This is a genomic window from Streptomyces lateritius (assembly GCF_014649715.1).
Lineage (GTDB): Bacteria > Actinomycetota > Actinomycetes > Streptomycetales > Streptomycetaceae > Streptomyces > Streptomyces lateritius.
Genome location: NZ_BMTO01000007.1, coordinates 127,429 through 144,179 on the forward strand (window position 1 = coordinate 127,429; position 16,751 = coordinate 144,179).

General features: G+C 69.8%; 8 protein-coding genes and 2 pseudogenes. 4 read left to right on the plus strand and 6 right to left on the minus strand.

From position 1 onward, the window contains the following. Window positions 1–12 precede the first annotated feature (12 nt). The 4 genes and pseudogenes from IE136_RS15830 to IE136_RS15845 form a co-directional block, all read right to left on the minus strand. A pseudogene (locus IE136_RS15830) lies at window positions 13–375 on the minus strand (1,4-beta-glucanase); the annotation flags it as partial. A 161-nt stretch (window positions 376–536) separates the two neighbouring features. Next, the gene (locus tag IE136_RS15835; RefSeq protein ID WP_189600663.1) at window positions 537–1,463 is read right to left on the minus strand and encodes a carbohydrate ABC transporter permease; all 927 of its coding nucleotides are present in this window, start codon (window positions 1,461–1,463) and stop codon (window positions 537–539) included. Further along, on the minus strand, window positions 1,460–2,512 hold the full coding sequence (locus IE136_RS15840) for an ABC transporter permease (protein ID WP_158993412.1): 1,053 nt from the start codon (window positions 2,510–2,512) through the stop codon (window positions 1,460–1,462). Before IE136_RS15840 ends, IE136_RS15835 begins: the two co-directional genes overlap by 4 nt. Beyond that, entirely contained in the window at window positions 2,512–4,173 is a 1,662-nt protein-coding gene (locus IE136_RS15845; protein WP_189600664.1) for an extracellular solute-binding protein, read from the minus strand. The genes IE136_RS15840 and IE136_RS15845 overlap by 1 nt, the downstream gene beginning before the upstream one ends. A 359-nt stretch (window positions 4,174–4,532) precedes the next feature. Here IE136_RS15845 and IE136_RS15850 point away from each other — a divergent pair, with 359 nt between their 5' ends. After that, complete coding sequence (locus tag IE136_RS15850) at window positions 4,533–7,328, plus strand: glycoside hydrolase family 3 protein (protein ID WP_189600777.1); 2,796 nt, start codon at window positions 4,533–4,535, stop codon at window positions 7,326–7,328. 200 nt (window positions 7,329–7,528) lie between these two features. Here IE136_RS15850 and IE136_RS15855 read toward each other — a convergent pair whose 3' ends face one another. Then, a complete protein-coding gene (locus IE136_RS15855) occupies window positions 7,529–9,670 on the minus strand; it encodes a beta-galactosidase (protein ID WP_189600665.1) in 2,142 nt (713 codons plus the stop codon). Between the two features lie 616 nt (window positions 9,671–10,286). Here IE136_RS15855 and IE136_RS15860 point away from each other — a divergent pair. From IE136_RS15860 to IE136_RS15870, 3 genes and pseudogenes are all read left to right on the plus strand, one after another. Continuing rightward, window positions 10,287–11,657: pseudogene (locus IE136_RS15860) on the plus strand (GH1 family beta-glucosidase); the annotation flags it as partial. A 19-nt stretch (window positions 11,658–11,676) separates the two neighbouring features. Continuing rightward, the gene (gene yicI, locus IE136_RS15865; RefSeq protein ID WP_189600666.1) at window positions 11,677–13,959 is read left to right on the plus strand and encodes an alpha-xylosidase; all 2,283 of its coding nucleotides are present in this window, start codon (window positions 11,677–11,679) and stop codon (window positions 13,957–13,959) included. 93 nt (window positions 13,960–14,052) lie between these two features. Next, window positions 14,053–15,057, plus strand: a complete 1,005-nt coding sequence (locus IE136_RS15870; protein WP_189600667.1) for a phosphotransferase family protein — start codon at window positions 14,053–14,055, stop codon at window positions 15,055–15,057. A gap of 107 nt (window positions 15,058–15,164) precedes the next feature. Here IE136_RS15870 and IE136_RS15875 read toward each other — a convergent pair whose 3' ends face one another. After that, entirely contained in the window at window positions 15,165–16,013 is an 849-nt protein-coding gene (locus IE136_RS15875; protein ID WP_158993400.1) for a phosphatase PAP2 family protein, read from the minus strand. Window positions 16,014–16,751 lie beyond the last annotated feature (738 nt).

The following is a 16,751-nucleotide window of genomic DNA, read 5'->3' on the forward strand; positions in this document are numbered from 1 at the left end:
GCGCCCGTTGGTGGCGAGATGGACCCGGCCGGGCCGGGCGGGGTCGACGGCCATGGCTTCGACGCCTGGGAGGTTCGATCCGTCCCAGCCGAGATGGCCGGTCAGCGGGATCCAGCGGTCACTCCCGTCGTCCAAGCGGTAGACGCCCCCGATGTCGGTCCGGGCGTAGGCGAGCCCCCGCATCGACGGGTGGAACAGCATCCCGGTGATGAACCCGGTGCCGCCCATGAAGGCGTTGCGACACCGGTAGCCGCTCTTCGCGACGGCAGCGGGAGAGGCGGTCCGAACCTGCCCCGAACCCGTCGGCAGGGAGACGACCACGGCGGCAGCAGAACCGGCAGGAACGGAGCGCCTGCTCAGGCGAGACGTGCTCATGACATACCTCGGTCTTCACGAAGGGGAAGTCGAGCGGGGATCGGGGCCGCGGAACCGCATCGACCCGCGGCTCCGCGGGGCGGGCGCGGCGCGACCAGCCAGGCGGAGCCGCGGACGGCATACGACGGAAGGCACTGCGTCGGGACTCGGCCCACAGGGCTTCAGCCCTTGACGGCTCCGGTGAGCATGCCCTTCTTGAAGTGCCGCTGGACGAAGGGGGAGGCGACGGCGACGGGGATCAGCGCGAGGACCATGACGGCCATCTGCAGCCCCAGCGAGGAGAGTTGTCCGGTGCGAACCGCCTGCTGGAGGCCGGTCGGCGCCTCGGTGTTCTTCTGGACCAGTTGGATGAGCACGTTCTGCAGCGGCATCATCTCCTGGTCGGTGAGGTAGATGGAGGCGTTGAACCAGGCACTCCAGTAGCCGACCGCGTAGAACAGCGAGATGACGGCCAGCACCGCGCGTGACAGCGGCATGATAATGGTCAGCAGGATGCGCAGGTCGCTGGCCCCGTCGATGCGGGCGGACTCGGTGAGTTCGGGTGAGATCCCCATGAAGAAGGCCCGCAGGACGAGGATGTTGAAGACACTGACCGCGCTCGGCAGAACCAGCGACAGATAGGTGTCGGTGAGGCCCAGCGACTGCACCAGAAGGTATGTCGGAATGAGCCCGGCCCCGAAGAACATGGTCGCCATCATGGTCATCAGGAAGAACCGATGGCCCAGACTCCCCGGCCGCGACAGGCCGTAGGCCGCCAGCACCGACACCGCCATCGAGAACAGCGTGCCGAAGAGCGTGACACCGATCGAGACCATGATCGCCCGGCTGACCTGGCCACCGCTGAGCAGTTCCGTGTAGTTGACGAAGGTGATGCCCTGGGGGATCACGACGAGTCCGCCGACCCGGTCGATCACGGGTTTGGGAGAGAGGCTGGTGACGATCACGATCCAGAGCGGACCGAGCACCCCGAGGCAGGCGAGCAGGAGGAAACCGCCCTTGGCGGTGAGTCCTGCCTTGCTCGGCGGCTCCTCCCACACAGGGCGGGCGGGAGCCCTGAGGCTGCGGATGAGCTGCGTGTTGAGGCTCACTTCTTGTACACCCCCTGCTCGCCCAGCAGGTGAGCGAACTTGTTCGCGCCCAGGACGAGACCGACTGCGATGAGGCCCTTGGCCAGACCGACCGCGGCCGCGTAGCTGAAGTCGCCGTTCTGGATACCCATGTTCCACACGTACGTGTCGAGGACCTCAGCCGCCCCCGCGCCGACGGCGTTCCGCTGGAGCAGGTACTGCTCGAATCCGACGCTCAGCGCGTCACCCACCCTGAGCACGAGGAGCAGCGCGATGACCGGGCGCAGCGCGGGCAGCGTCACATGCCACATACGTCGCCAGCGCCCCGCGCCGTCCATGGCGGCGGCCTCGTAAAGGTCGGTACTGACGGCGGACAGGGCCGCGAGGAAGACGATGATCCCCCAGCCGGCGTCCTTCCAGACGGCCTGCGCGGTGACCAGACACTTGAAGAGGTCCGCGTCGGTCATCAGGTCGAAGCCGCTCCACCCGTGCGCCTCCAGGGTCTGCGCGAGGATGCCCGCACCGCCGAGGATCTGCTGGAACACGGTGATCACGAGGACCCACGAGAAGAAGTGCGGCAGATACATGATCGCCTGCGCCACGGCCCGTACCCGGGGCCGGACCACGCTGTTGATGACCAGCGCGAGAACGATCGGGACCGGGAAGAACAGCACCAGTTGGAGTACGAACAGCACGAGGGTGTTCTGCGTGGCATCCCAGAACAGCGGGTCCTCGAACATCCGCGAGAACTGTTCCACGCCGACCCAGGGGCTGTGGAAGATCGCCGCGATGCCGTTGCTGGAGGAGTACGGGTCGTAGTCCTGGAAGGCAACGACGTTGCCGAGCAGTGGGACGTAGTTGAAGAGAAGGAGCAGGAGGATGACAGGGAAGATCATCAGGATGAGCGCGCGGTCCCGGCGCAGCCGGATCCGCCAGGGAACCTTGCCGGCCTTGCGCGCCCCGCGCGGTGCACGTGTCTTCCTCGCGGCGGTGGTGACCGCGGCCGTCGGTTCCTCGACGGCCGCGGGTGGACGCGTCCCGCCGGCCCTGCTCCCGGCCGTGAGAGACATCAGTTGCCGCTGCCGTTCTTGTCGAAGAGCTCCTTGTACCAGTCGCGCAGCTTTTCCCCGCCGGAGGACTTCCAGGTGGAGATGGCCGCCTGCACGTCGGCCAGCTTCTTGTGGCCCCGCACGTAGTCCCGCTGCAGCTGATCGAACGGGGTGTGGATGTTGGCGTAGCGGGTCGGCTCGACGATGTTCAGGCCGTACGTGGACGTCTTCTTCATGAAGGCGCCCATCCGCTGCTGCCACTCGACCTGCTTGCGGGCGATGTCGGGGAGGTCGGGGTGGGCTACGTAGGGAGCCGGGCCGGCCAGCATCGCCCAGGCGTTGATCACCTCGGAGTTGCCCTGGTCGGTCTTGGCCGGGACGCCGTCCCTGACCGTGAAGTGGGTGCCCTCGACGCCGTAGTCGACGAGCATCCGCTCCTTGGTGCCATAGGGCGCTGCCGCGAAGTTGGCGGCGGCCAGCGCGTTCTCGACCGTTTCCTTCGAGGCGCCCTTACGGATCAGCGACCAGATGTTGGCGGGGTTGGACGCGTACATCGACGGGTTGCCACCGTCGGCGCCGAAGAGGTCCATGGCGTCGATCTCGAACTCCGGGTTCGCCTGGGCCTGTTCGGCCGCCCTGGCGTACCAGGCGGACATGTCGCTGGTCCAGACCAGGATCTGTCCGGCGGTGAAACGCTGGACCGGGTCGCCGGCGCTCGCCTTGTCGTCGGGGTGGACCACGCCGGCGTCGTACAGCTTGCGGGTCCACTCCAGGGCTTCGAGGTATTCGGGCCGCTCGATGCCGAACCTCACCTTGCCGTCCGGGTCGAGGTTCCAGCCGGGCATGGCGCCGAAGATGTTCCCCGAGATCCAGGCCAGGTCACCGCAGGCGTACACCTTGGCCTTGGCGCTGGTGACGTCCTTGGCCCAACTCAGGAACTCATCGGCCGACTTGGGGAGGCTGTAGCCCTTCTTGTCGAAGATGTCCTTGCGGTAGTAGGGCACGATGAAGGTCGTGGCAGGGGCGGGGATCGGAATGCCGCGCAGCGCGCCGCCGAAGATGCCCATGCGCCAGGCGTCGGACGGTATCGCGGCCAGGTTGGGGTACTTCTTGACCTTGTCGCCCGCCAGGTAGGGGCCGAGGTCCATGAACTTCGCGGTGACCGCGTGCGCGGTCTTGCCGACGTTCTCCCAGCTCGGCAGGACCACCATGTCGGGAATGGAGCTGGAGGCGAGGACGGCACCGAGCTTCTCGCCGTAGGTGTTGCCGTTCTGGTTCTGCCAGGTGATCTTCGTACCTGCCGCCTCGTCGACCCCCTGGTAGTAAGCGCACCCGGCCTTCGGCGGGGTGCCCCAGAACGGGGACATGATCCGGACGGGTGCGCCGGTGCCGAGCCTATTCGGGACCGAGGCGGTGAGGGCCGCGAGTTCGACCTTGCTGGTATAGCCGGCCGCCGAACCGTTCTTCGAGGGGATGTCAGGATCGGCCACCTTGCTGGGGACGTAGGCCGGGAGCAGCTTGTCCGCGGCCTTGCCCGACGTGGCGCCCTCTCGCGACCCGTCGTCCGAACCGCCACAGGCGGCGAGTAGCGGCATTCCCCCGGCCACCGCCGCGGTGGCGACCGCCGTGGAGGCGAGGAAGCTCCTCCTGCTCGGACCGGTGGATGCGGATTTCGGAGTCATTGCGTCAACCCTTCATGGCACACCTGGAGACCCGGCGATGGACCGTCGGCCGCGGTGTCGTGACTGGAACTGGCTGAGCTGAAAACGGACATCCGATCACTGCGACACGATGCAATGTCGAAGCGCTTCGATGTTGCAGTGAGGTTAAGTGAACACCTATGGGCGCACAAGGGCCACTTCCAAGATTCCTCCGGAATGCAAGAAGTGCTCTTCGTAGTCCTGCTGGACGTTAGAAGTGCTGATCTCTTGACACTCACTCTGATGCTTGATGAGCATCGAAGCGCTTCGAAGCATTCGTCGCTCCATCTCAAGGGGATCCCACGTGTCCGCACACACCCTCACCTTTCCGCGATCCGCAACTGCCTTTCGCCAAGCGCATCGACGACCTTCTGTCGCGGCTCACCCTCGACGAGAAGATCGGCTTCCTGCATCAGTTCGCACCCGCCGTGGAGCGGCTCGGCGTCGCCGCGTTCCGCACCGGCCAGGAGGCCCTGCACGGCGTGGCCTGGATGGGTCCGGCCACCGTCTTCCCGCAGGCGGTGGGCCTGGGCGCGACCTGGAACACGGATCTCGTCCGAAGGGTCGGCGAGGCGGTGTCCAAGGAGGTCCGGGCGATGCGCGCCAGCGACGACCGCGTGGGACTCAACGTCTGGTCCCCGACCGTGAACCTGCTGCGCCACCCTCTGTGGGGCCGCAACGAGGAGGGCTACTCGGAGGACCCGAAGCTCACCTCCGCCATCGCCACCGCCTACACGCACGGCCTGCGCGGCGAGCACCCGACATACTGGCGCACCGCGCCCGTCCTCAAGCACTGGCTGGCCCACAACAACGAGACAGGCCGCGACGTCACGTCCTCCTCGGTCCGCCCGCGCGTCCTGCATGAATACGATCTGCGCGCCTTCCGCGAGACGGTCGAGGCGGGCGCCGTGTCCGGTGTGATGCCGGCGTACAACCTGGTCAACGGCCGCCCGAACCATGTCTCGCCGTATCTGCGCGAGCACCTGCGCACCTGGACCGACGAGGAACTGCTGGTCTGCTCGGACGCGGGCGCGCCCTCCAACCTGGTCGACTCCGAGCACTACTTCGACACCCACGAGGAGGCGACGGCCGCCGCACTGCTGGCCGGCGTCGACAGCTTCACCGACCACGGCACCGACAGCTCGAAGATCACCGCACGGGTCCGCGGCGCCCTGGAGCGGGGCCTGCTGACCGAGTCGGACGTCGAGGCGGCGGTCCGCCGCCAGCTCTCGGTCCGTTTCCGCCTCGGCGAGTTCGACTCGGAGTACGACCCGCACGCGCTCACCACGGACTTCGACACCCCGGCCCATCAGGCGCTCGCCCAGGAAGCGGCCGAGCAGGCGGTCGTGCTGCTCAAGAACAGCGGTGACCTGCTGCCGCTCGCGCCCGGCACCCGGCTCGCGGTGGTCGGCCTGCTCGCCGACGAGTGCAAGTGCGACTGGTACAGCGGCACGCTCCTGCACCGCAGCACGCCGCTGGCGGGCCTGTGCGAACGGCTCGGCTCGGAGCGCGTGCAGTTCGCGGAGGGCGTGGACCGGATCCTGCTGAAGACCTCGGCCGGAACCTACCTGCACGTCCCCGAGGCGGACGCCGACGACGAGGTGCGGGGCGCCGAAGGCGCCCTCGACCCGGCTCTGCTCACCGGCCGGACGGACCTTCCCCCGCTCACCACCGACGCGACCGGCACCGAACTCTCCCTCATCGACTGGGGCGAGGGCGTGCTGACCCTGCGCGCCCCCGACGGCCGCTTCCTCTCCGTCGCCGAGGACGGCTTCGTCCGAGCCTCCGCCGACCAGCCCGGAGGCTGGGTCGTCCAGGAGACGTTCCGCCTGGAACCGCACGAGAACGGGCACCTCCTTCGGCACATCGGTACGGGTAGCCCGCTCTCTGTCGCCGCCGACGGCCTCAAGGTTGCCGAGAAGAACGGTGAGATCTTCGAAGTCGTCGTCGTCGAGAGCGGCGAGGACGCGGTGACCAGGGCCGCCGCGCAGGCGGACGTGGTCCTGGTGGTCGCGGGTAACGATCCGCACATCAACGGACGCGAGACCGAGGACCGTACGACGCTGGCGCTCCCCGCCCACCAGGAGCGCCTCCTGCGCGCGGCCCGCACGGCCAACCCGAACACGGTACTGGCGCTGGTCTCGGCGTACCCGTACGCGGTCGATCACACGGAGGTGCCGGCGCTGCTGTGGACGGCCCACGGCGGCCAGGCGGCCGGCACCGCCCTGGCCCGGCTCCTGGCCGGCGACGTCTCCCCCGCCGCCCGGCTCCCGCAGACGTGGTACGCGGACGACTCCGACCTGCCCGACCTCCTCGACTACGACGTGATCGGCGGCCGCCAGACGTACCTCTACTTCGAGGGCACGCCTCTCTTCCCGTTCGGCCACGGCCTGTCGTACGCGTCCTTCTCCTACGAAGGCCTCACGACCCGCGTCGAGGACGGGACACTGCACGTGTCCTTCACCGTCGGCAACACCGGTGACGTGGCCTCGGACGAGGTCGCCCAGCTCTACACCCGGGCCGTGGAGCCGTCGGTGCCACGGCCTCGCCGGGAACTGGCCGCGCACGAGCGCGTGACGCTCGCGCCCGGCGAGGTCACGGAGATCACCTTCCGGGTGCCGATCTCGGCCTTCGCGTTCTGGGACGTGGCGCAGGGACGTCACCGGGTGGCACCGGGGCTCTACGAGATCCTCGTCGGAGCGTCCAGCGAGGACATCCGCCTGGTCCAGACCGTCGACCTCGACGGCGAGCCGTCCGTACCCCGGCCGGTCATGGTCGGCGGCCTGGAAGTGGTGGACTTCGACGACCAGAGCGACACGGAGATCGTGGACCGCACGAAAACGTCGGGTGACTCCGTCGCCCCTGTGGCCGGCCGGAGGGGCGAGCTGGTGTTCCGCGACTGTGACTTCGGAAAGGGGGCTGCCGGGATCACGGTGGAGGCCTCGGGTGAGGGTACGGTCGAACTCTCGCTGGGTGACGGTCCGGTCCTGGCGGTGCTCACGCTTTCCCCGGGTACGGCCGGGCCATACGACTACGCCACGGTGAGCGCCCCGGCCGTCGTGACGGCCGGTGTGCACGACGTCCGTCTCGGACTGCGCGGCCCGGTGCGGCTCGCGCGCGTAGCCTTCTCCGCCTGAGGCCCGCCGACCCTGTACGCACGGGAGACGCCACGCACGAGTCCGGCACCGGAAGGCTTCGGTGCCGGACTCGGCTTCTTCAGGGCTGCGTTCGGCAGGGTCTTCGACGCCCGGACCGTTCGGGCGCGGCTACCGTCCGGGGTCCACGGGTCCGACCGGTCCGAGACGCGGTGGGACCAGAAGGTCCGCGGTGGCGGACGTCACCGGTCCTCCGCGGCAGCCCCCGGCGCGGCGGCAAGGACGCGGACGTCCCAGGCACCGAGCCGCACCGGCGTACCGGCCGGGACCACGCTGCCGCCCAGGGCGTCGGTCAGGTCCACCGGCGCCTGAGCCGTGGCCGGCTGCCAGCTCCAGTTGTTGACGACATGGACGCGCCGGCCGTCGGGGGCGGTGCCGGTGGCGACGGTGACCGAGTCCGGCAGGCCCTGCCAGCCGCTGCACGGGGTGGGCGCGAGCCACGCGGCGAGCGCGCGGGCCAGATCGCGGCCGGGCACGGTGCCCACGCACGTGACGCGGCCGGCCCCGTGGCGGCGGGTGGTGACCGCGGGCCAGCGCCCGAAGTGCGGGTGGTCGTACTCGGCCAGGACGTCTGCGTCCTCGACCGCCAGGCCCTCCACCCAACGGGTGGCCATCGCGTCGCCCGGCAGCTGGAGCGGGCTGTCCGGTGCGGCGCGCAGCGGCAGGTCGGCGCGCAGGTTGCTGAACTCGTCGTACCGGACGCCCGCGGCCTTCACCAGTCGTGCTGGTGCGACCTCATGGCGGGCCCGCGCCTCGTGGTCGCCGCAGCCGGTGCGGGGACCGAGGACGAGGTGGCCGCCCGTCTCCGCGTAGGCGCCGAGCCAGTCGAGCATCCCGTCGTCCGCCACGTACAGCGCGGGAGCGACGAGCACAGGGTGCAGCTCGGCCGCCGACTCCGGTGCCAGGCCGGGGCGTTCGCCACGCGGGTCGTGCAACTGACGGGCGTGCAGGATCCGTACCTGACGTCCCGCCTCGAACGCGCCTCGGTAGAACGGGTCGAAGATACCTTCGTACGCACCCTCGTCCGGACCGCCGTCGGGACCCGCGAGCGGCGGGTACTTGTTCATCAGCCACTTGCTCGGCGCCGAGTACGCCATCGCGATGTCGGCGGCCGGCGTGATCCCGGCGACCAGGGCTCCTGCCCGCTCGAACTCCGCTCCCAAGCGCGCGAGTTCACCGTAGGCGCGGCCCGGCCGTCCGCTGTGCGGGAGGATACCGCCCCAGTACGTCTCGGCGCCGAAATGCAGCGTGTGCCAGTGCCAGTACTCGATCATGCGGGCCCCGCGCGCAACCAGCGCCCACGCGGCCTGCCGCCACTGCCCGTCGAAAGCGGGACGGTTGTCCGAGGTGCCGCCGATGGCCTGGGCGTTGGTCTCCGTGATCAGGAACGACTCCTGGCGCGAGGAGTAGACCCTGTCGGCGCTCTGGTGCAGCGCCCATGCCCCGTACGCCATCCATTGCCCCGGCAGCTTCTCGTGCGGCGGCTCCGGCATGGTGAGGCTGTCCTGCATGTCGTAGTACGGGTTGCCCGCGGTGACGTCCAGGCTGTCAGTGAGTTCGTCGTCCTCCAGGCCGGGAGACCAGTAGGCCAGGCACGTGGTGACGAACTGACTCGGCCTCGCGTACTCACGCACGATGCCGGCCTGCCAGGCGATGAACTCGGTGGTCTGCCGGGCCTGGAACGCCCGCCAGGCCAGGTCGTACTGCGGCTGTGCGTTGCCCTCCGGCTTCCACAGGTCGGCCCAGGTGGACAGTCGGTGCGACCAGTGCACAAGCCCCCACTCGCGGTTGAGGGTCTCCACATCGCCGTACCGCTGCCGCAGGTCGTCCACGAACCGCTGGAAGACACCGTGGTTGTGCGGCAGCCGCGGGCCGGGCTCGTTGTCCACCTGGAAACCGATGACCGCGGGATGGTCGGCGTAACGGGCCGTGATCGCGCGGATCACCCGCTCCGCGTGGAAACGGAAGGCCGGGTGCGTGATGTCGACCTCCTGCCGGCCACCCCACGCGGCGCGGCGCCCGGTTGCGTCCTCGGCGGCGATCTCCGGGTACTGCCGCGCCAGCCACGGCGGCACCGCGTAGGTGGGAGTTCCGAGCACGACGAAGATGCCGCGCTCGTGGGCGCCGTCGAGGACGGGTTGCAGCCAGTCGAGCTCGAACCGGCCGCTCGAAGGTTCCCAGGTGGACCAGACCGACTCACCGACGCGGATGACGGTGAACTTCGCCTCCGCCATGAGATCGAGGTCGGTCCTGAGCCGCTCGTACGGCTGGTACTCGTGATAGTAGGCGGCGCCGAACAGCACGCGCGCGGGCAGATCAGGCATGCGAGGCCCTCGAGAGACGTAGGGGTCCCGGCCGCCGGGATCCGGTCGTGGATCCAGGCGGCCGGGACGGGAGGTTGCCGGGGCGCTCCTTCGTGGTGCGTTGACCGGCGGACCGGTCGTGCACGGAGATCGAGGAGGGATGTGGTTCGCTGCGGTCGAAGTCGTCGCCCTCGTCCCAGGTGACCGGGGCGAGGAAGGACTCGCGGCCGAAGGCGTGCCATCCGGGATTCGGCTCACAGTGGAGCCTACGGACGGCACCAACGGTTCGTCTGGTGACTCATGGCAGCAGTAGCCCCCCAGATCGTCGAAGCGCTTCACTTGCTGAAGCAAGTTAATGAGTACCTTCTGGCGAAACAAGAGGCTGCAGGCGATTAGACCTACTGCACGCCAGGCATTGACATCACATCCCAGGCGGTGACAGCGTCGAAGCGCTTCACCATCCGATGCTCTCTCCCGCTCATCGAGGTGTCCCTCCCGTGGGTTCTGCTCTCCTCCCCGGCCTCGGCCGGCGGACGTTCCGCGATCCCGAGTGGGATCGCCACGAGTCCGGTCGCCCCGCGGGCCCCGGCCAGGCGCGGGAGCTCTGAGCACCGTGTCCGACGCATCCGGGCCCCCTGTGCGCCCGTTCCCCGAACTGCCCGCCCGGTTCCGCTTCGGAGCCGCGACCGCCGCCTACCAGATCGAGGGTGCCCACGACCAGGACGGCCGCGGCCCCTCCATCTGGGACACCTTCAGCCACACCCCTGGTCGCACGCTCGGCGGCGCCACGGGAGACACCGCCTGCGACCACTACCACCGCCACCGCGAGGATGTCGCCCTGCTGCGCGGACTGGGCGTCGACGGCTACCGGTTCTCGATTGCCTGGCCTCGCCTGCTGCCCCAGGGCACCGGGCGCGTCAACCCGAAGGGCCTGGACTTCTACGACCGCCTGATCGACGATCTGCTGGACGCCGGGATCGCGCCCGCCGTCACCCTCTACCACTGGGACCTCCCCCAGGCCCTGGAGGACCGCGGCGGCTGGCGCGCCAGGGAGACCGCCGAGGCGTTCGCGCGGTACGCGGCCCTCGCGGCCGAGCGCTACGGGGACCGGGTGGAGCGCTGGATCACCCTCAACGAGCCGTACTGCTCCGCCTTCGTCGGCTACGCCGAAGGCCGACACGCGCCCGGCGCCGAGGAGGGCCGCGGCGCGCTGGCGGCCGCCCACCACCTGCTGGTCGGGCACGGCCTCGCGGTACGTGCGCTGCGCGCCGCGGGCGCCCGGGAGGTCGGGATCACCCTCAACCTCGACCGCATCCACGCCGCCTCCGACCACCCCGATGACCTCGCCGGCCTGCGCCGGGCCGAGGTCCTCCACAACGAGGTCTGGACCGAGCCGCTCCTCGCCGGGCGCTACCCCGCGCACGAGGACCAGACGTGGGCCGGCCTCGCCGCCGGCCCGTGGCGGCGGCCCGGCGACCTGGAGGTGATCGGAGCCCCGCTGGACTTCCTCGGCGTCAACTTCTACCGCCCCGTGACCGTCGCCGCCGCACCCCACCGTACGGACGACCCCGAACTCCGCACCGCCGTGGACATCGGCGTCACCGAGCTGGACCCGTACGGGACCCGGCACACCACCATGGGCTGGCCCGTCGTTCCGGAGGCGCTCAGGGAGCTCCTCCTCGACCTCCACGCCCGTCACCCGCGGCTCCCACCAATCTGGATCACCGAGAACGGCTCCGCCGAGGACGACACCGTCGGCCCCGACGGCCGGGTCCACGACCCGGACCGGATTGCCTACCTGACCGACCACCTGGCCGCCGTCGCCGACGCCATCGCGGCCGGGGTGGACGTACGCGGCTTCTACGTGTGGTCGCTGCTGGACAACTTCGAGTGGGCGCGCGGTTATGCCCGGCGCTTCGATCTCGTCCACGTCGACCACGACACGCTGACACGAACGCCCAAGGACAGCTACCACTGGTACCGGGGCCTGATCACCGCGCACCGCGCGCGGACGGAGGAACCTGCCGATGAAGTTCACCGACGGCTACTGGCTGATGCGGCCGGGCGTCACCGCCCACTACGCCACCGAGGTCGCGGACGTCCGGGCCGACGAGCACCGGATGACCCTCTATGCGCCCGTGAAGCACGTGCGCAGCCGTGGCGGCATACTCAACAGTCCGCTGCTGACGATCGAGTGCTGGTCCCCGGCCGAGGGCGTGATCGGGGTGCGTGCCACCCACCACGCCGGCTCGGTGCCCCGGGGGCCGGAGTTCGCGCTGCCCGGCGCGCAAGCGGATGCCGGAAAGGTCCACCGGGACGGCACGGTGGTCGAACTCAGTGCGGGTGAGCTGTCGCTGCGGGTGGACACCTCCCAGCCGTGGCGCCTGGAGTTCACCGCCGACGGGCGGACGCTGACCTCCGTGGGCGAGCGCGGGACCGGCTTCGCCACCGACGCCGAGGGTCGGCACCACATGCTCGGACAACTGTCCCTGGGAGTCGGCGAGCTGGTCTACGGGCTGGGTGAGCGGTTCACCCCGTTCGTCAAGAACGGGCAGGTGGTGGACATCTGGCAGGCGGACGGCGGCACCAGCAGCGAGCAGGCGTACAAGAACGTCCCCTTCCACCTGACCAACCGCGGCTACGGCGTCTTCGTCAACCACCCCGGCAAGGTCAGTTACGAGGTCGGCTCCGAGTCGGTCGGCCAGGTCCAGTTCAGCGTCGAGGACCAGTCGCTGGAGTTCTTCGTCGTCCACGGCCCGACCCCGAAGCAGATCCTTCAGCGCTACACCTCACTCACCGGCCGCCCCGCCCTGCCGCCGGCCTGGGCGCTCGGCCTGTGGCTCACCACGTCCTTCACCACCGACTACGACGAGGCCACCGTCAACCGCTTCGTCGACGGCATGGCCGAACGCGGCATCCCGCTGAGCGTCTTCCACTTCGACTGCTTCTGGATGCGCGGCTACCAGTGGTGCGACTTCACCTGGGATTCCGACACCTTCCCCGACCCGGCCGGCATGCTCACCCGCCTCAAGGAGCAGGGGCTGCGGATCTCCGCCTGGATCAACCCGTACATCGCGCAGAAGTCGGCGATGTTCGAGGAAGGCATGCGGGACGGCTACCTCGTGCGGCGCCCGGACGGCAGTGTGTGGCAGTGGGACCTGTGGCAGCCGGGCATGGCCCTGGTGGACTTCACCAATCCCGCCGCCCGCGACTGGTACACCGGCAAACTGAGGACACTGATCGACCAGGGCGTGGACTGCTTCAAGACCGACTTCGGCGAGCGCATCCCCACCGACGTCGTCTGGCACGACGGCTCCGACCCCGAACGGATGCACAACTACTACACACACCTCTACAACCAGGCCGTTTTCGACCTGCTGCGGGCGGAACGCGGCGAGGGCGAGGCGCTGTTGTTCGCCCGCTCCGCCACGGCGGGCGGCCAGCAGTACCCGGTCCACTGGGGCGGCGACTGCGAGTCCCACTTCAACGCCATGGCCGAGTCGCTGCGCGGCGGACTCTCCCTCGGCCTGTCCGGGTTCGGTTTCTGGAGCCATGACATCGGTGGTTTCGAGGGCACCCCGACCCCGGCCGTGTTCAAGCGCTGGGTGCAGTTCGGGCTGCTCTCCTCGCACAGCCGCCTGCACGGCAGCAAGTCGTACCGCGTGCCGTGGGACTACGGCGAGGAGGCCGTCGAGGTCACCCGCGAGTTCACCCTGCTGAAGCACCGCCTCGCCCCGTACCTCCAGCGCGCCGCCCAGCAGGCGCACACCACCGGCGTCCCGGTGATGCGCGCCATGGTGCTCGAGTTCCCCGACGACCCGGCCGCCGCCACCCTCGACCGGCAGTACATGCTCGGCGACGACCTGCTCGTCGCCCCGGTCTTCACCGACGACGGCACGGTCGAGTACTACGTACCGGAAGGCGTCTGGACCAATGTGCTGACAGGCACTCAGCTAACCGGTCCTCGCTGGGTCCGTGAGCGGCACGGCTTCCACACCCTGCCGCTACTGGCCCGCCCTGACTCGGTCATCGCGCTGGCCGCCGACGACCAGCACCCGGTCACCGCCTGGGCGGACGGAGTCGAGCTGCGGGTGCACGCCTTCGCGGACGGCGCCGAGCACACCGTGGTGATCCCCAGCACCGACGGCCCCGGGGAGTCCGCCCGCTTCCACCTGCGTCGCCGGGGCGGCCGCCTGCACGTGAGCACCGACAGCCCGCACCCGTGGCAGCTCCGGATCGGCAGCCCGAACGCAACCGTGCACACCCGGCCGGCCGACACCTCGGAGGCCGACCTGCCGTACCCGGCCTGAACCCGACAGCCAGGGCGGGCCCCTGCGGGGCCCCGCCCTCGGCGCGGTTCCTCGCCGACACCATCGATGCCCACAACCCGAAAGCATGCCGCCATGCGTAGCCAGACCAAGCGACACCTGGCCCCCGGCCAACTGGACGACCTGCTACGCGCCGGCGCCGGCGTCGGATGCCGGGTGGAGAGCGAACTGTCCGACGGTTGGTTCAGCGCCGTCTACCGAGTCCGGCTCGACGACGGCCGACCCGCCGTCGTCAAACTCGCCCCGCCGGACGGCGCAGCCGTACTGCGGTACGAACGCGGCATCCTCGGGACGGAGGCCATGGTCTACCGGCGGATCGCAGGTCTTCCCGGCGGAGGGGTGCCTGCTCCTGAACTGCTGTACGCGGAAGCGGAGTTCCTCGTCCTCTCTGTAGTGGAGGGCACCGCGTGGGACAAGGCCGCCGGCCGCCTGACCCCTCCGGCCGAGGCGGCGGCACGCCGCGAACTGGGCGCGATCACCGCACGCCTGCACACCCTGGCACCCGAGGACGGCCGTTTCGGCTACCCGGCCGCGCTGTCCGGGCTCTTGGCCACCGACTGGCGGACGGCGTTCACCGCGATGGTCGAGGCTCTCCTGGAGGATGCCGAGCGCTGGCATTCCCCGCTGGACGTGCCGCCTGCCGAGATCCGCAGGCTCGTCGCCGAGGGCGGCGACGCCCTCGAAGAGGTCACGGAGCCCAGGCTGGTCCACTTCGACCTGTGGCCGGGCAACATCTTCGTCGACTCCGCCGACGACGGGAGCCACGCACGGATCACCGGACTCATCGACCACGAACGGGCCTTCTGGGGCGATCCGGCCGCCGAACTGGTCTCGCTCGCCTTCGGCGGCGACGCCGGCCCGGACAGCGACCTCATCGCCGGTTACACCGAGGCGGGCGGTAGCCTCGACTTCGGCCCGGCCTTCCAACACCGGCTGGCCCTCTACCAGCTCTACCTGGGCCTGCTGCTGGTCGTCGAGTGCGGTCCCCGCGGCTTCGGCCCCGCGCACCTCGCGTTCTGCCGCCGCATGCTCGCCGACGCCGTCACCCGCCTCCGCACCGCTCCTGGGACGGCTCCGTAACGGCCCCGCCGGTGCCGTGACCGGCGAGCCCATGAGCGGGCGCAAGGCGGCGAGCGGTACCACGGCCGGGGCAGTACCCGCTCCTCCGGGCCCTGGACGCGTTGCAGTCATGGGTGCGGAAGCCGCCCCTGAAGCCGACGTGCCGGTTCCCGCTCCCCTCGGTCAGCGAGCCAGGCGTCGAAGCCCACGGCACCCCTCGACGCCCGCTCGGCGGCATCGCCGCACGCTGGGTGGCTCGACTTGTGCCCTGCGCGCCGGCCCCGCGCCTCGGGCAGCGGGCGCATCCGGGTGGGCTCTTTGGGGTACGCCAGCGCCTGGAACATCACGAGGAGCGTGCAGCCGCCGTTGAGGAGGCCGGCAGCCACGTCGGTCGGGTGGTGCATGCCGGCGTACAGCCGGGACGCAGCTACGGCGAATGGGACGAGAGCGAAGGCCACGGCCGCGGTGTGCCCCCAAGGGCCGCGCAGGCGGACGACTGCCAGGGCGGCCAGCCCTCCGAACAGCGCGGTGGAGGCACCGACATGCCCCGAGGGAAAGCTGGAAGTGGGCGGTGATGGTTCCAGCTGTGGCACATCAGGGCGGGGACGATCTATCAGGAGGGTAACCAGCAGGAAGATGCTTGACTGGGCGAGAACCGATCCGCTCAGGAACAGGCCGTCCGCCCATAGAGGTGCACGCGGCAGGGCCAAGAGGATGATCAGGGCACCAGCGGTAATCGCGATCACGCCCTCCGTGCTGGCAACCACCGACAGCCACGCCGAAGCAGTCGAGGCGGCAGCACTGCGGCGAGCAGCCAGGTCCCGGTTGATGCTCTCTTCCACAGACAGAGGCCAAAGGTCTGCCATTGGTCCGGTCACCAGAACACCCATGCCGGCCATCAGCGCCGCCTGTACCGGCAGGAGCAGCAAGAAAAGTGGGCGGAACCCTCTCGCAGCCGCGCCGTCTCCCGTCATCATGGGCCCTTGTTACCCCGAGGGTGTGATGCGATGCGTGCTGCGGATCAGGGAGACGCATCCAGCAGTTCCGGGCATCAGGGTGAGGTCAAAGCGTAGAGCCGCCATCGCCACAGTCGCAGCCTTCGAAGCAGACGTCACCGCCTACGGTCCTACGCAACCGGGCGACGACTCGCCATGCCCGACACACGAATCACATGATTCCCGCCGCGGTCCATAGGCCTGGTGTCCGCCCACGCGCCGCAGCACGTGGGCGCGTTCGAGCAGGCCGCCGTTCACGGCGGCCTGCGCAGACCGGTGCTTTTCTACTCAGGCGCGGCGCCGGCGTCGGAGGACGGTGTAAGCAACACCGAGGGTGGCGCATGCCGCGAGGGCAATGCCGGCCCCGGTCTCAAGGCCACTGGGGCCTACTGCCCCGCCCACCCCAACCTGGGCGCCGCGCGTCGGCATCACGGTCGGAGTCACCGGCGCGGGAGTGGTAGGGGTAGCGGTAGCGGTAGCGGTGTTGCTACCCCTACGCGGCAGCACCTCGCAGGCGATTCCGTCGTCCGGCCCCTGGTCCTCGTCGAGCCGGTTCGGGTCACTGCGGTCCATCTCGAAGACGGCTTGGGCGTCTTCCTGGAAGCGAAAATGGCGGCAGTCAAGATCTTCTTGAGCATGCGCTGCCTCAGAGAGCGGAACGGCGGAAGCGAAGGCCAGGGCTATCCCGGCCACGACAGTACGGCGATTCACTTGAACCTC

What these genes read in the sequence shown, in the direction of transcription:
- IE136_RS15870 (WP_189600667.1), top strand. Translation starts at nt 14,053, where the DNA reads ATGCGTAGCCAGACCAAGCGACACCTGGCCCCCGGCCAACTGGACGAC.
- IE136_RS15840 (WP_158993412.1), bottom strand. Translation starts at nt 2,512, where the DNA reads ATGTCTCTCACGGCCGGGAGCAGGGCCGGCGGGACGCGTCCACCCGCG.
- IE136_RS15875 (WP_158993400.1), bottom strand. Translation starts at nt 16,013, where the DNA reads ATGATGACGGGAGACGGCGCGGCTGCGAGAGGGTTCCGCCCACTTTTC.
- IE136_RS15855 (WP_189600665.1), bottom strand. Translation starts at nt 9,670, where the DNA reads ATGCCTGATCTGCCCGCGCGCGTGCTGTTCGGCGCCGCCTACTATCAC.
- yicI (WP_189600666.1), top strand. Translation starts at nt 11,677, where the DNA reads ATGAAGTTCACCGACGGCTACTGGCTGATGCGGCCGGGCGTCACCGCC.
- IE136_RS15845 (WP_189600664.1), bottom strand. Translation starts at nt 4,173, where the DNA reads ATGACTCCGAAATCCGCATCCACCGGTCCGAGCAGGAGGAGCTTCCTC.